Annotated in this window: 18 protein-coding genes; 10 read left to right on the top strand and 8 right to left on the bottom strand. The window is 71.0% G+C overall.

The features are described from left to right. Positions 1-4: 4 nt before the first annotated feature. From lptE to MU852_RS09185, 3 genes are all read right to left on the bottom strand, one after another. The gene (gene lptE, locus MU852_RS09195; RefSeq protein WP_249749348.1) at positions 5-481 is read right to left on the bottom strand and encodes an LPS assembly lipoprotein LptE; all 477 of its coding nucleotides are present in this window, start codon (positions 479-481) and stop codon (positions 5-7) included. Then, positions 481-3,030, bottom strand: coding sequence for a leucine--tRNA ligase (gene leuS, locus MU852_RS09190; protein ID WP_249749347.1), 2,550 nt, complete (start codon positions 3,028-3,030; stop codon positions 481-483). Before leuS ends, lptE begins: the two co-directional genes overlap by 1 nt. A gap of 233 nt (positions 3,031-3,263) precedes the next feature. Beyond that, positions 3,264-3,719 (bottom strand): DUF3576 domain-containing protein, encoded by a 456-nt coding sequence (locus MU852_RS09185; protein WP_249751904.1) that lies wholly within the window; start codon positions 3,717-3,719, stop codon positions 3,264-3,266. Between the two features lie 344 nt (positions 3,720-4,063). Between MU852_RS09185 and MU852_RS09180 the strand changes: the two genes are divergently transcribed. After that, positions 4,064-4,222 (top strand): hypothetical protein, encoded by a 159-nt coding sequence (locus tag MU852_RS09180; protein ID WP_249749346.1) that lies wholly within the window; start codon positions 4,064-4,066, stop codon positions 4,220-4,222. Beyond that, positions 4,213-4,446, top strand: a complete 234-nt coding sequence (locus MU852_RS17865) for an NtrZ family periplasmic regulatory protein (protein WP_347342381.1) — start codon at positions 4,213-4,215, stop codon at positions 4,444-4,446. Before MU852_RS09180 ends, MU852_RS17865 begins: the two co-directional genes overlap by 10 nt. On the opposite strand, the gene MU852_RS09175 is transcribed toward MU852_RS17865, so the two are convergent. Continuing rightward, complete coding sequence (locus tag MU852_RS09175) at positions 4,447-4,914, bottom strand: thiamine phosphate synthase (protein WP_249749345.1); 468 nt, start codon at positions 4,912-4,914, stop codon at positions 4,447-4,449. 168 nt (positions 4,915-5,082) lie between these two features. Here MU852_RS09175 and MU852_RS09170 point away from each other — a divergent pair, with 168 nt between their 5' ends. Both MU852_RS09170 and MU852_RS09165 read left to right on the top strand, forming a co-directional pair. Beyond that, positions 5,083-5,799, top strand: a complete 717-nt coding sequence (locus MU852_RS09170; RefSeq protein WP_249749344.1) for a YggS family pyridoxal phosphate-dependent enzyme — start codon at positions 5,083-5,085, stop codon at positions 5,797-5,799. Between the two features lie 63 nt (positions 5,800-5,862). Further along, positions 5,863-6,549, top strand: coding sequence for a response regulator transcription factor (locus MU852_RS09165; protein WP_201216989.1), 687 nt, complete (start codon positions 5,863-5,865; stop codon positions 6,547-6,549). Here the strand turns inward: MU852_RS09165 and MU852_RS09160 are convergent, their stop codons facing one another. Next, the gene (locus MU852_RS09160) at positions 6,550-7,803 is read right to left on the bottom strand and encodes a UbiH/UbiF/VisC/COQ6 family ubiquinone biosynthesis hydroxylase (protein ID WP_249749343.1); all 1,254 of its coding nucleotides are present in this window, start codon (positions 7,801-7,803) and stop codon (positions 6,550-6,552) included. A 49-nt stretch (positions 7,804-7,852) separates the two neighbouring features. After that, positions 7,853-8,347 (bottom strand): hypothetical protein, encoded by a 495-nt coding sequence (locus MU852_RS09155; RefSeq protein WP_249749342.1) that lies wholly within the window; start codon positions 8,345-8,347, stop codon positions 7,853-7,855. A gap of 119 nt (positions 8,348-8,466) precedes the next feature. Between MU852_RS09155 and MU852_RS09150 the strand changes: the two genes are divergently transcribed. The 6 genes from MU852_RS09150 (at position 8,467) to MU852_RS09125 (ending at position 12,943) form a co-directional block, all read left to right on the top strand. Next, positions 8,467-8,790, top strand: coding sequence for a DNA translocase FtsK 4TM domain-containing protein (locus tag MU852_RS09150; protein WP_249749341.1), 324 nt, complete (start codon positions 8,467-8,469; stop codon positions 8,788-8,790). After that, a complete protein-coding gene (locus tag MU852_RS09145; protein WP_249749340.1) occupies positions 8,772-9,035 on the top strand; it encodes a hypothetical protein in 264 nt (87 codons plus the stop codon). Before MU852_RS09150 ends, MU852_RS09145 begins: the two co-directional genes overlap by 19 nt. Continuing rightward, positions 9,007-10,776, top strand: a complete 1,770-nt coding sequence (locus tag MU852_RS09140; protein WP_249749339.1) for a DNA translocase FtsK — start codon at positions 9,007-9,009, stop codon at positions 10,774-10,776. Before MU852_RS09145 ends, MU852_RS09140 begins: the two co-directional genes overlap by 29 nt. Then, positions 10,695-10,865, top strand: a complete 171-nt coding sequence (locus MU852_RS09135) for a DNA translocase FtsK (protein ID WP_249749338.1) — start codon at positions 10,695-10,697, stop codon at positions 10,863-10,865. Before MU852_RS09140 ends, MU852_RS09135 begins: the two co-directional genes overlap by 82 nt. A gap of 355 nt (positions 10,866-11,220) precedes the next feature. Continuing rightward, complete coding sequence (locus MU852_RS09130; protein ID WP_249749337.1) at positions 11,221-11,826, top strand: LolA family protein; 606 nt, start codon at positions 11,221-11,223, stop codon at positions 11,824-11,826. A gap of 316 nt (positions 11,827-12,142) precedes the next feature. Next, positions 12,143-12,943 carry an exodeoxyribonuclease III gene (locus MU852_RS09125; RefSeq protein WP_249749336.1) on the top strand — a complete coding sequence of 267 codons (801 nt, stop codon included), beginning with the start codon at positions 12,143-12,145 and terminating at the stop codon, positions 12,941-12,943. A gap of 15 nt (positions 12,944-12,958) precedes the next feature. Here MU852_RS09125 and MU852_RS09120 read toward each other — a convergent pair whose 3' ends face one another. Further along, positions 12,959-13,774, bottom strand: a complete 816-nt coding sequence (locus tag MU852_RS09120) for a SirB1 family protein (RefSeq protein WP_249749335.1) — start codon at positions 13,772-13,774, stop codon at positions 12,959-12,961. Positions 13,775-13,793: 19 nt separating this feature from the next. Beyond that, on the bottom strand, positions 13,794-14,180 hold the full coding sequence (locus MU852_RS09115; RefSeq protein WP_249751903.1) for a YraN family protein: 387 nt from the start codon (positions 14,178-14,180) through the stop codon (positions 13,794-13,796). Position 14,181: the final 1 nt, after the last annotated feature.

Here is a 14,181-nt window from a genome sequence, read left to right as displayed (position 1 = left end):
AGGATCATTGGGCCAGGGCCTGCATCAGGTCCAGGCGGATCAGGCGGGCCAGTTCGGAGGCGGCGCGTTCCTCGCCGTCCTGCTGGGCCGCGATGGCGGCGTAGGGCTGGTCGGCGGCGGCGTAGGTGGTGGTCACCGTCTCGGTCCCGGTCATCGGGGTCCCGCCCGAGGCCGGCGTCAGGGTCCAGGTCGCCTTGACCGTCAGCTCGTAGCGGGTGGCGGTGTCGTCGATGCGGCGGCCCAGCGAGCGACGGCTCTGCTCGACCCGGATGTCCAGGCGGTAGAGGGGGGCGGAGGCGCGGTCCCAGGCCAGGGCGTCCTCCAGCTGCTCGCGCAGGCGATAGCCCAGCCGGTCGTCCTGGGTCGCGACCGCGATGCGCCGCAGCGACGAGCCCACGCCCGGATCGGCGTAGAGCGGGGTGAAGCCGCAGGCCGACGCCAGCGGCGCCGCCAGCAGAAGCGCCAGAAGGGCGCGGCGCATCAGCCGGCCACCAGATTGACGATGCGGTCCTTGACCACGACGATCTTCTTCACGCTCAGACCCTCCAGCCGCGCCTTGACCGTCTCGTCGGCCAGGACCAGCGCCTCGACCGCGGACGGCTCCATGCCGCGCGCCACGCGGATTTCCGCCCGGCGCTTGCCGTTGATCTGGATGGGCAGGACCACCTCGTCGTCGGCCGCCAGGGCAGCGTCCCACACGGGCCACGGCGCGTCCAGAACCATGCCGTCCTCGCCCAACCGACTCCAGCATTCCTCGGCCAGGTGGGGCGTGAAGGGCGCGATCAGCCGGGCCAGCGCCGACAGGGCCTGACGCCGCGCCTCGCCGCCGGCCTTGTCGTTGTCGCGGATCGTGGCGACGAAGGCGTACAGCTTGGCGATGGCGGAGTTGAAGCGGAAGCCCTCGACCCCCTCTGACACGGCCTTGACGGCCTTATGCGTCTCACGCAGCAGGTCGGCGTTGGCCTTGTCCTCGCCGGCGAAGGCGGGATCGTAGGCGTCGAACAGCGACCAGGCGCGCTGGACGAAGCGGCTGGCGCCTTCCACCCCGCCGGGCGTCCACTGCACGTCCCGCTCGGGCGGGCTGTCGGACAGGACGAACAGGCGGCCGGCGTCGACGCCGTGGCTTTCCAGGATTTCGGCCGGGGCGACGACGTTCTTCTTGGACTTGGACATCTTCTCGATGTCGCCGATCGTCAGGGTCTCGCCGGTCGACCGCTGGCGCGCCGAGCGGACGCCGCCGTCGTTGCTCAGTTCGACGTCGGTGGGTTCGACCCACTGGCCGTCGGGGCGGCGATAGGTCTCGTGGACCACCATCCCCTGGGTGAACAGGCCGGCGAACGGCTCCTTGACGTCCATCAGTCCGGCGTCGCTGAGCGCGCGGGTGACGAAGCGGGCGTAGAGCAGGTGCAGCACCGCGTGCTCGACCCCGCCGATGTACTGGTCGACCGGCAGCCAGCGATCGGCGGCGGCCTTGTCGATCGGCTGGGCGGCCTTCGGGTCGGTGAAGCGGGCGAAGTACCAGCTGGAATCGACGAAGGTGTCCAGCGTGTCGGTCTCGCGCGTCGCCTCGGCGCCGCAGGACGGGCATTTGACGTGCTTCCAGGTCGGATGCCGATCCAGCGGATTGCCGGGCGTGTCGAACGTGACGTCCTCGGGCAGTTCGACCGGCAGCTGGTCGGCGGGAACCTCCACCGGGCCGCACGACGGGCAGTGGATGATCGGGATGGGACAGCCCCAGTAGCGCTGGCGCGACACGCCCCAGTCGCGCAGCCGGTAGATGGTCGCGCCCTGGCCGGTTCCCGCCGCCTCGACGCGGCGCACCGCCTCGGCCTTGGCCGCCTCGATGTCCAGACCGTCCAGGAAGTCGGAATGGAAGATCGTCCCCGGGCCGACATAGGCCTCGTCGTCCACGGCGAAGTCGTCGCCGGCGCCCTCGGGCCGCACCACGGGGATGACCGGCAGATCGTACTTGCGGGCGAAGTCCAGGTCGCGCTGGTCGTGGGCCGGGCAGGCGAAGATGGCGCCCGTGCCGTATTCGGACAGGATGAAGTTGGCGATCCAGACGGGAACGTCGGCGCCGGTGAAGGGGTGGCGGACCTTCAGGCCCGTGTCCCAGCCGATCTTCTCGGCCTGTTCGATGTCGGCCTGGGACGTGCCGCCCTCGCGGCATTTGGCGACGAACTCGGCGACGCGCGGATCGGCCTCGGCCAGTTGTTTCGACAAGGGGTGATCGGGGGCCAGGCCCAGGAAGCTGGCGCCGAACAGGGTGTCGGGGCGGGTGGTGTAGATCTCGACGCCGGCGTCGAACCCTTCGGGGGCGGGCCCGGCGAAGGCCCAGGTCATCTGCAGCCCCTTGGAGCGGCCGATCCAGTTCTCCTGCATCAGCCGGACCTTCTCGGGCCAGCGGTCCAGCGTCTTCAACCCCTCGATCAGGTCGTCGGCGTAGTCGGTGATGCGCAGGAACCACTGGTTCAGCTTGCGCTTCTCCACCACCGCGCCCGAGCGCCAGCCGCGCCCGTCGATCACCTGCTCATTGGCCAGGACGGTGTTGTCGACCGGGTCCCAGTTGACGACGCCGTCCTTGCGATAGACCAGGCCGCGCCGATACAGTTCCAGGAACCAGGCCTGCTGCTTGCCGTAGTATTCGGGGTCGCAGGTGGCGAACTCGCGCGACCAGTCCAGCGACAGGCCCAGCAGCTTCAGCTGCTCGCGCATGGTGGCGATGTTGGAATAGGTCCAGCCCTTGGGGTGGATGCCGCGTTCCATCGCCGCGTTCTCGGCCGGCATGCCGAAGGCGTCCCAGCCCATCGGATGCAGCACGTCGAAGCCCTGCGCGCGCTTGGACCGGGCCACCACGTCGCCCATCACATAGTTTCGGGCGTGGCCCATGTGGATGTTCCCCGAAGGATAGGGAAACATTTCAAGGACATAGTATTTCGGTCGGCCGGTGTCGCGGGTGACGAAGGCGTTCGCCTGGGCCCAGCGGGCCTGCTGGCGGGGTTCGGCGGTCTTGGGTTCGTAGCGGGCCACGGTCGTCCTGAAGTCAAAGGGCGCTGCCGCCCCGGCTCAACTAGCCCGAAGGACGACAGCGCCCAAGAAATTTTGCGCTGCGTCGCGAAACGGGCGCGAAGCGCTCAAGCCGCCCGAAGGGCGTTAGCGCGGGAACAACTGCGCTCAAGCAGCCCGAAGGGCGTTAGCGCAGGAACGATGGCGCTCAGGCCGCCCGAAGGGCGACGGCGCCAAAGGAAAGGCCGAGCCGGGCGTCAGCCGGCGTTGGCCAGGTTCAACTGGCGCGCGCGGGTCAGGATGGCGTTTTCCAGGTCCGCCTCGGTCTGGGCCGCGACCGGCGCCCCGGTCCACTGGCCGTCGGCGCCCTTGATCTCCTTGGTCACCGTCACGTTCAGGGCGTCGGCGCGCAGACGGGTGTCCAGGATGAAGACGGTCGCCTTGAAGCGCTCGTTCGGCGTCTGGGGGTTGATGTACCAGTCATAGTTGATGACGCCGCCCCACGGATCGGCGTTGGCCAGCGGCATGAAGCTGAGCGTGTCCAGCGAGGCGCGCCACAGATAGCCGTTGACCCCGATGCCCTGCTGGACGTCGACGCGCTGGGTCTTGCGGTCGCCGCCGCCGACGAAGGGGATGCTGGAGCAGGCCGACAGGGCCACGCCCGACAGGAGGACGACGGCGACGCCGCGAACCAGGGCCGTGTTGAGGCGCATCAAGGAAGTCTCCGTAACCATTGGGATCGTGGGGGCCTGGCCCGCACGCGCGCGGCTCCGCGCAGGAGCAGGGCTCTATAACACGGTGAAAAGGGGCGATGACAAGGCGAAGCGCGCGCCGCGTCCGCCCCGCCGGCACGGGACCGAGAGGGAAAGGCCCCGTGATGGTCCGATTCCCGTGACGCTCGCGCCACATCGCACCGCAACAATGACGGGGAACCGGGTTATGCGGACGACGTTGCGTTGACCGGGCGGGCCTCCGATGTCTAATCGCGAGGTTCACGGTCGCATAAGGCCGGTTCAGGTTTGTCGGCGCGTCGTCAGGCGCGCCTGAAGGGTTGGAAATGCGTCTTGGCGCTTTCATCGCTGTCGCCGCCGTGATTTCGGTCACGGCCGCCGCCGGTTCGGCCGCGGCTCAGTCGCGCACGCCCTCGGTGTCCCTGACCGAGGCCCAGCAGGCCAGCGCGCCGCTCCCGCCCAGCAGCGTCGCGGCCTGCGTCTGAACGACAACGGCCGCTGGGGCCTGGACTTCAACCTGAACCAGCCCGTCGGCCGCGAGACCGACTGGGGCGACGTCGAGGCCGGGGCCTATTATCGCCTGAACGACCGCCTGCGCGTCGGCGCCGCCGCCGCCGTGGCCTCGCCCGAGGCCGATCCGGCCCGCGCGCCCGAGACCAACGGCCGCGCCCAGCCGCGCGTTCGCCTGGAAACCATCTTCAAATTCTGATCAGGCGAAGGCCTGAAAAGCCGCCTGGATCGCCGACACCGCCGCCAGGCCGCAGGCGCCGGACCCGGCCAGCGCGCCGACGTCGCCGGCCCTGATCCCGCCCAGCGCATAGACAGGCGGACCGGCCGCCTCGGCCCGGTCTCGAAACCCCTCTACGCCCAGCGCCGGCCGAGCGGCCGACGCTCCGCCGGCGGAAAAGACCGGCGACAGCACCAGGGCGTCCAGCCCCGCGCACTCGACGGGACCCCCGTGCCAGGCGGCCGTCAGCAGCCAGTCGGGGCGGGCGGCGTGTATCGCCTGCGCCTGGCCCGCCGCCCGTTCGGGCAGATGCAGGCCGTCGGCCTGGACCGCCTCGGCCAGGGCCATGTCCAGGCCGACCAGCAGCCGGACCCCGGCCTGTCGCGTCGCCTCGCGCAGGCGGCGGCCGGTCGTCGCGGCGTCCGCGCGGCCGAACGCGCGATAGACCACGCCGGCCCCGGCGGGCAGGCGGGCCGCCGTCTCCCAGGGACGGGGGTGCGCTCCGGGTCGGTGAAGAACAGCAGCGGCGGCAGGCTGACAGCGCCCGCCTGGCGGTTTAGAGCCGTCGCGGCGTCCCACAGCGCGCGCGCCTCATCGCTATAGCCGTCCGGCAGGGTCATGACCGCTTCTTCCCCCGCTTCGTCGTCCGCGTCCATCGCCGACCGGTTCGCCCGGGTGCGCGGCCGCATCGTCCAGGCCTGCCGCGAGGCCGGGCGCGATCCCGACGCCGCGACCCTGACGGCCGTGTCCAAGACCCAGCCGCCCGAGGCGATCGACGCGGCCCTGGCGACGGGTCAGCGCGTCTTCGGCGAAAACCGCGTGCAGGAGGCGCAGGAGCGCTGGAGCGACCGGCGGCCGGGGCTGCCGGATCTGGAGCTGCGGCTGATCGGCCCGCTGCAGACCAACAAGGCGCCGGACGCGGTCGCCCTGTTCGACGTGATCGAGACGCTGGATCGGGAGAAGATGGCGCGCGCCCTGGCCGAGGCGTCCGGCAAGCTGGGCCGGACGCCGCGCCTGCTGGTCCAGGTCAACACCGGCGCCGAGCCGCAAAAGGCCGGCGTCCCGCCCGACGCGGCCGACGCCCTGATCGGCCAGGCGCGGCGGACCTACGGCCTGACGATCGAGGGGCTGATGTGCATTCCGCCCGCCGACCAGGATCCAGAGCCGCATTTCGCCCTGCTGGCCCGCATCGCGGACCGCAACGGGCTGGGCGTCCTGTCGATGGGAATGAGCGGCGACTACGAGACGGCGATCCGGCGCGGCGCGACCCATGTGCGGGTCGGAACCGCGCTGTTCGGGGAACGTAATCGCCCCGAAGAGGCCTCTAGGCCGTAACCCGACGTGAATTCACGCCCCCAAGCCTTGGCGCGGGGGCCAAGCCTCGCCATTGTCTGATCCATGCCCACGCCCAAGACCATCCTGATCATCGACGACGACGACGACCTGCGCGAGGCGTTGGCCGAGCAGCTGAACCTGCACGAGGAGTTCAAGACCCAGCAGGCCTCGACCGCGACCGACGGCGTGCGCATGGGCCGCGAGATCCGCGCCGACCTGATCCTGCTGGACGTCGACCTGCCCGACATGGACGGCCGCGAGGCCTGCCGCCTGCTGCGCAAGGACGGGGTCTCGACCCCGATCATCATGCTGACGGCCCAGTCGGCCGACGCCGACGCCATCCTGGGCCTGGACGCCGGGGCCAACGACTATGTCACCAAGCCCTTCCGCTTCGCCGTCCTGCTGGCCCGCATCCGCGCCCACCTGCGCAGCCACGAACAGTCCGAGGACGCGGTCTTCTCCATCGGCCCGTACGAGTTCCGGCCCGCCGCCAAGGTGCTGATGGACGCCAAGGGCAAGAAGATCCGGCTGACGGAGAAAGAAACCAACATCCTGAAGTACCTCTATCGCGCCGGGGCCAAGCCGGTGTCGCGCGAGGAGCTGCTGACGGAGGTCTGGGGCTATAACGCCGGGGTCACCACCCACACCCTGGAAACCCACATCTATCGCCTGCGCCAGAAGATCGAGCCCGAGCCGGGCCAGGCCCGCCTGCTGCTGACCGACGCGGGCGGCTACCGGCTCCAGCCCTGATCAGACGGCTTCGCCGCGCAGCAGGCGGGGCAGGTCGCCCGTCGCGCCGCCGGCCTCGTGCATGAAGGCGCGGCGCAGGGGGCCGATGCGGTTGACCGCCGCCAGGCCGATGTCGCGCGCCAGCCGCACCGGCGCGATGTCGTTGGAGAACAGCCGCACGAAGGCGTCGAAGCCGGCCGCCAGCGCCGCATTGTCGAACCGCCGCCAGCGGGCGTAGCGTTCCAGCACCGTCTCGGCGCCGATGTCCTCGCCCAGGCGCGCGGCCTCGGCCAGCACCTCGGCCAGGGCGGCGGCGTCCTTCAGCCCCATGTTCAGCCCCTGGCCCGCCACCGGATGCACGCCATGCGCCGCGTCGCCGATCAGGGCGATGCGCGGCGCGGTCAGGCGCTCGGCCAGGCTGAGCGACAGCGGATAGACGAAGCGCGGCCCCTCCACCGTCGCCCCGTCCAGGAATTCGCCGAACCGGCGCATCAGATGGGCGTGGAAGGCGGCGTCCGAGGCGTCGCGCAGCGCCTCGCCCCGGCGCGTCGTCTCGGTCCACACCAGGCTGGCGCGTTGCTCGGTCAGCGGCAGGATGGCGAAGGGGCCGCCGGGCAGGAAATATTCGTGGGCGACGTCGCCGTGGTCGCGGCCCAGCTTCACGGTCGCCACCACGCCGCTCTGGCCATAGCCCCAGCCGACGGTGTCGATGCCGGCGGCTCTGCGCACGGTGGAGCCGCGCCCCTCGGCCCCGACCACCAGCGGCGCGACCAGGCGTGATCCGTCCGCCAGCATGACCGTCGCCTTGCCCGGATCGACCTCCACCGCCGCGACCGAGGCCGGCGCCCGCACCTCGATCCCCGCGCGCGTCACCGCCTCGGCCAGGGCCGCGCGGATGCGGCGGTTCTCGACCATGTAGCCCAGCGGCTCGCCGCCGGTGCGGCCGCCGATCTCCTCGGCGTCGAAGCGCAGGAAGGCCGGCGAGGCGGCGCGGCTGGCCGCCCCCGGCCGGCGCCCGTCCGTCACCAGGATATGATCCATGCGGCAGGCGTGCGGCCGCAGGGCCTCGCCCAGGCCCAGCGCGTCCAGCATGCGGAAGGTGGAAAAGGCGATCGCCGTCGACCGCCCGTCGAAGGTCGGCGCCAGCTGGGCGTCGAACGGCTGGGGGTCGACCATCACGACCCTGAGACCGGCCTGCGCCGCCGCCAGGGCGAACGCCGCCCCGGTCAGCCCCGCGCCGGCGATGACGATGTCGTAGCGTTCGATGTCGGCCATGAAGGGCTTGTCGCGCCGGAGCGGCGCGGCGTCCAGAGCCCGGATCGATTCAGGCAGGCCTGCCGGCGGTCAATAGATCGCAATAGCGCGCGTAATGTTCTACGGACGGCGCGCCCGGCGCGGGCACGGCGAGCGCTCGCGTTCCATAGGATATGCGCAGCGTGTCAGCGGCGGCCAACGCCTCGAACCATCCTGCGGGGAAGCGCCCCTCGCCTTGAACAGCCCACAGGTCATCCTTTTGCCTCGCCTCGACCTGGAAGGTCTTGTCGCCGGCTTGAAGGCGCATGGGTCCTGCAGTCGCTTCCGGGAATCGGACCTGGAGGCCCCCGCGGGTGCTGTCGTCGCAGGTCATGACCAAGACGGGCGTGCCCCGTCCCGTTCCGTCCAGTCCTGAAAGGATAAGCCCGCCGACCTTCCCGTGCGCCAGCGCCCATTCGTGGGGAACCCCGCCCAGATCGAACAGCGGCCGGGGCGGCGCGCGGTCCGTCTGGGAAGTGCAGCCAGCCAGGAAGGCGAGCAGCAGGATCGACACCCAGGGTTTCATGATCGGCAACCTCTCATGGAGCCCGGCGCTTGTCCACGGCTTCGCTGGTAAACAGCCCCTTAACCCTGTCGGTGCGACAAGGGCGGGACCGTCCTTCGCCGCCAGGGTCCGCCCTTCCCATGTCCACCGCTCTCGCCGTCGGCCGCCAGGCCTGGATCAGCGCCCGCATCCTGTGGGACGCGCCGTTCGTGGTGCGGTTCCGGGGCGTGCTGCAGGCCTTGCTGGCGACCCTGCTGCTGGTCGCCCTGGTGTCCTGGAACCCGGCGGACGCCAGCCTGAACGCGGCCTCCAGCCTGCCGACCACCAACTGGCTGGGCGCGAACGGCGCGCTGTTCGCCGACCTTTCATGCAGTCGCTGGGGCTGGCGGCCTGGCCCGCCGCCCTGCTGCTGGTCGCCTTCGGCCTGGCCCGGGCGATCGGCGATGTGCTCCAGCAGCGGTTAAAGCCGACGCCGCTGAAGGCGCTGGCCGCGACCGGCGGGGTGCTGCTGCTGTCGGCGGCCCTGGCGGCCCTGGCCGCGCCGGCGGCCTGGCCGCTGGCGGCGGGGCTGGGCGGTCTGTGGGGCGACGCCGTGACCGGTCTGGCGGCGCAGGGACTGGGGGCCCTGAGAATTCCGGGCGCCCGGATCATCGCCGGCCTGGTCTTTCTGGCCGGGGGCTGTGGGCGACCGGTTTCGCCATCGGCCTGAGGGCCGCCGACTTTCTCGACGCCCTGAACTGGGGGCGTTCGCTGCGCGCCCCCGCCGCGCCGCCCCCGCCAAGGCCCCGCGCGCCAAGGCGGCCCGTCCGAAACCCGAGCCGCGGGTCGCCGCGCCGCCCGAAGACGCGCCCGCTTCGGACGAGGGCCCGCAGACCGCCTATGACGACCTGCCGCCGTGGGAAGATGAGCCCGCCTCGCCGCCGCCGCCGCGCGCCTCGGGCCGGCCCGAAGAGCCCCGTGTCGCCGCCGTCAAGGCGCCCAAGGCCCGCAAGGACGTGGACGTCGACCAGCAGGCCTTCGACTTCGTGCGCCCCGAAGGCGCCTTCGACCTGCCGCCGCTGGGCATCCTGACCAAGCCCAGCCAGCGCGTCGCCTCGGTCGACGAGGAATCGCTGAAGCAGAACGCCAAGATGCTGGAGGGCGTGCTGCAGGAGTTCGGCGTGCGCGGCGTGATCGACCAGATCCGCCCCGGCCCCGTCGTCACCCTGTACGAACTGGTCCCGGCGCCGGGCGTCAAGCACGGCCGCGTCGTGGCCCTGGCGGACGACATCGCCCGCTCCATGTCCGCCCGCGCCTGTCGCATCTCGGTGGTCCAGGGGCGCAACGCCATCGGCATCGAACTGCCCAACGCCAAGCGCGAGACCGTCTATCTGCGCGACCTCCTGGCCAGCGCCGAATACGACAAGAAGGGCCACCTGCTGCCCCTGGCCCTGGGCGAGACCATCGGCGGCGAGCCCTATGTCGCCGACCTGGCGCGGATGCCGCACCTGCTGATCGCGGGCACCACCGGCTCGGGCAAGTCGGTGGGGGTCAACGCCATGATCCTGTCGATCCTGTATCGCCACAGCCCGGCCGAATGCCGCTTCATCATGATCGACCCCAAGATGCTGGAGTTGTCGGTCTATGACGGCATCCCGCACCTGCTGGCGCCCGTCGTCACCGATCCGAAGAAGGCCGTCGTCGCGCTGAAATGGACGGTGCGCGAGATGGAGGACCGCTATCGCCGCATGTCCAAGCTGGGGGTGCGCAACGTCGCCAGCTACAACGAGCGCGCCCGCGAGGCCCAGGCCAAGGGCGAGCATTTCGAACGCACCGTCCAGACCGGCTTCGACGACCAGGGCCGGCCGGTCTATGAGTCCGAGAAGATCCGCCCCGAGCCCATGCCCTATCTGGTCGTGGTCATGGACGAGATGGCCGATCTGATGCTGGTCGCCGGCAAGGACGTGGAAGGCGCCGTCCAGCGCCTGGCCCAGATGGCGCGCGCCGCCGGCATCCACCTGATCATGGCCACCCAGCGCCCGTCGGTCGACGTCATCACCGGCACCATCAAGGCCAACTTCCCGACCCGGATATCTTTCCAGGTCACCTCCAAGATCGACAGCCGCACCATCCTGGGCGAGCAGGGCGGCGAGCAGCTGCTGGGCCAGGGCGACATGCTCTACATGGCCGGCGGCGGCCGCATCACCCGCCTGCACGGCCCCTTCGTCGACGACAAGGAGGTCGAGGACGTCTGCAAGCACCTGAAGGCCCAGGCCGAGCCCGACTATCTGGACCTGATCACCGACGAGCCGGACGGCGACGGGGACGGCGGCTTCGACGAGGGCGGGAACGGCGGGTCCGGGGACGACCTCTACGACCGGGCGTCGCCGTGGTCACGCGCGACCGCAAGGCCTCGACCTCCTACGTCCAGCGCCGCCTCCAGATCGGCTACAACCGCGCCGCCACCCTGATCGAACGGATGGAGCAGGAGGGCGTGGTCAGCCCCGCCAACCACGCCGGCAAGCGCGACGTCCTGGCCGGCCCGCCGCCGATGGCGTGAGGCGCCGGGCCCTCCCTCCCCTGCGGGGGAGGGTCGTCGCGCAGCGACGGGGTGGGGGCGGCAAGGCGAAGCTGCATTCCTCAGACGCCTTGATGTCGGCTATGCATCGCCCGGTCGCCCCCACCCGTCCTCGCTTCGCTCGGCCACCCTCCCCGGAACGGGGAGGGAGAAGTTCGTGCGCAACCCTCCTCGCTCCGGTCCGTTCTCCACCCCGCTGTCTTCCCAAGCTTCAGCATTTCGATGAACAGGGCTTCATCGGAGCGCCGGAATATGGTCAGGCTCGCGTCATTCCGACGCCAAGCCGGCCGGGCAAGACGGCAGGATCGACAACCATCCCGAACGGGAGACGACTGACATGACCGCACGCGTCCGCGCCCTCGCGCCCGCCCCCGCCGACCTCCAGCGCCGCCAGCTTCTGCTGGGCGCCGGCCTTCTGAGCGGCGCCGCCGTCCTGGGCGGCTTGGCCGCGCCGGCGCAGGCCCAGTCGAACCTGTCCGCGGCCGACCGCCAGGTGGTGCAGCGCGCCCAGGCCTATCTGCAGGGTCTGACCTCGGCGCAGGGGACCTTCGTCGAGACCGGCCCGAACGGACAGCGTCGCCAGGGCCGCTTCTATCTGCAGCGGCCGGGCAAGATGCGGTTCGAATACACCGACCCGGCCGGCCTGCTGGTCGTGTCCGACGGCTACAACGTCAAGCGCTACGACCCGCGCCTGAACAACTTCCAGCAGGTCCCGCTGGGGCGCACCCCCCTGTCGACGTTCCTGGCGCGCGAGGTCCGGCTGGATCAGGGCGTGCGGATCGACCGCGTGACGCGCATGGATTCCGCGCCTTCGCCATCACCGCGCGCGACTCGGGCCGCCCCAACGACGGCCAGGTCATCCTGGCCTTCGCCGGCGATCCGATGCGTCTGCACGAATGGACCATCACCGACGCCCAGGGGTCGCGGACCCGCACCCAGCTGACCTCGCTGCAACCGGCCTCGGGCCTAGCCTCCAGCCTGTTCCAGCTGCGCGATCCGACCCGCCGGCCGGGCCGCAACTGACGAATCGCCGTTATCGGTCCGTGTCCGGAGAATCACAGGCAATAGTCAAATATGACAATTTGACCTTTTCTCTTCGGCGTGACACTTTAAGCACAGGACGGCGGCGGCCGTCCGACCGCCACGGATGTCATCCCCCTCCCGGCGGCGAGAGAGACGAAACCTTCCCGAGCCCGGCCCTTTGCGGCCGGGCCTTTTTTATGGGCTGAATCCGGCGTCGGGCCTGCTATTCGCAGGGCATGACCCTTCGCCTCGCCACATGGAACATCAACTCCGTCCGCCTGCGCATCGACCAGGTCGCCCGGTTCGTGCAGGAGCGCGCGCCCGACGTCCTGCTGCTGCAGGAAATCAAATGCACCACGGACCAGTTTCCCCGCGCCGCCTTCGAGGAGATGGGCCTGCCGCACCTCAGGGTCGCGGGCCAGAAGGGCTGGCACGGCGTGGCCATCGCCAGCCGCCTGCCCATCGCCGACAACACCACGCTGGAGGTGTGCAAGCTGGGCCACGCGCGCTGCGTTTCCGCGCGGGTGGCCGGCGTCGACATCCAGAACTTCTACATCCCGGCCGGGGGCGACGTGCCCGACCGCGCGCTGAACCCCAAGTTCGATCACAAGATGGACTTCTACCAGCGGCTGACCGCCGAGATCGCCAAGCGCGACCGCCACGCGCCCCTGGTTCTGGCCGGGGACTTCAACATCGCGCCCGGCGAGAACGACGTGTGGAACCACCGCTACATGTCCAAGATCGTCAGCCACACCCCGATCGAGGTCGAGACGCTGCTGAACCGTCTGCAGGACGCCGGAGGCTTCGCCGACGTTCTGCGCGACCGGTTCCCCGAGCCGCAGAAGCTGGCCTCATGGTGGAGCTATCGCGCCGCCGACTTCAGGAAGTCGAACCGCGGCCTGCGCCTGGACCACATCTGGACCTCGCCCGGCCTGACGCCGGCGGTGGTCAAGGACACGGCCCGCATCCACGACGACGTGCGCGAATGGGAGCGGCCCAGCGATCACGCCCCGGTCACGGTCGACCTGGACGTCTGACGGCCGCCGGCCGGCTCAGTTCAGGCGCATCCTGACCCGCTCGAAGGTCGTGGACCGGCGGGCCTCCTCGACGCCGTCCAGGCCGCGTGCGCGCGACAGGGCCTCCATCGCTCCGGCCAGGGCGCCCTGTTTCTCTCGCGCCGAGGCCACGTCCAGCCACGGCCGGTGGTCGCCGGGGTCCAGCAGCGCCCGGCGCAGGGCCGAACGTTCGGCCCCGTCGTAGTCCTGGGCCCGGATGGCGCGGCTGAACAGGACGTTCTGCAGCCGGATCAGCGACTGCCGGTCCGTCACGGGCGCCATCAGCAGGTCCAGCCGGTCGGCCACGTGCGGCGTCAGCCCCGCCCTGAGCGCGCGCCGCGTCAGTTCGCTGGGCAGGACCAGCCGGCCCTGGCTGAACGGGTCCAGGGCCACCGGTCCCTCGCTCGTCTCGACCCGCACCATGAAGTGTCCGGGAAAGTCGACCCCCGCCGCCTGGAGCCCGGCCGCCTTGGCCGCGTGGAGGTAGAAGACCGCCAGGGCCGCCGGCAGGCCGCGCCGCCGCTCGGCCACGTCGATGATGTCGGTGTTCGACGGATGGTCGTAGTTCAGCAGGTCGCCGTTCAGCCGCAGGTCGGCGGCCATCGTCTCGGCCAGGGCGTCGTCGGGGCCTTCGCCGCCGATCCGTTCGGCCAGACGCTCGCAGGCGTTGCGCGCCAGGGTGCGGACCGGCTCGGGGTCGCGGAACGGATAGTCGTGAATGGCGCAGGCGATGGCGGCCTCGAGCAGGGGGAAGTCCGCGTCGCCGGCCTCGCCCGCCGTCGTCAGGATGGACTCGGCCTCGTCGCGGGTCATCCGCCCTCGATGCTCCCTTTCAGCCGCCGCGTTCGACGCCGCGAAGATGACGCGGAAAGCGGCCTGGGGCCAGCGCCACCATATCAATTCTCAATTCAAGCGGTTGCAGCGCCGGGCGATTGCGGCGCACGGCCTCGCCGGCCGCCCGCAGCCGCTCGAACTGGGCCGGTTTCAGCGACAGGACGGCGGCGTCCAGCGTGGCGCGCCGCTTGACCTCCACCACCGCCAGCACCCGTCCGCGCCGGGCCAGAAGGTCGATCTCGCCGCCTCGCCCTTTCAGGCGAAAACCCAGGATCTGGTAGCCCTTGGCCATCAGCCAGGCCGCCGCGATCCATTCGGCCGCATGGCCGCCGCGGAAGGCGGCCCCGCCCCTGGCCTGGCGCCACGCCGCCTTGGGGCGACGGATC

The organism is Brevundimonas albigilva (assembly GCF_023503965.1).
GTDB lineage: Bacteria > Pseudomonadota > Alphaproteobacteria > Caulobacterales > Caulobacteraceae > Brevundimonas > Brevundimonas albigilva.
This window is presented reverse-complemented; position numbering and strand designations above follow the sequence as displayed.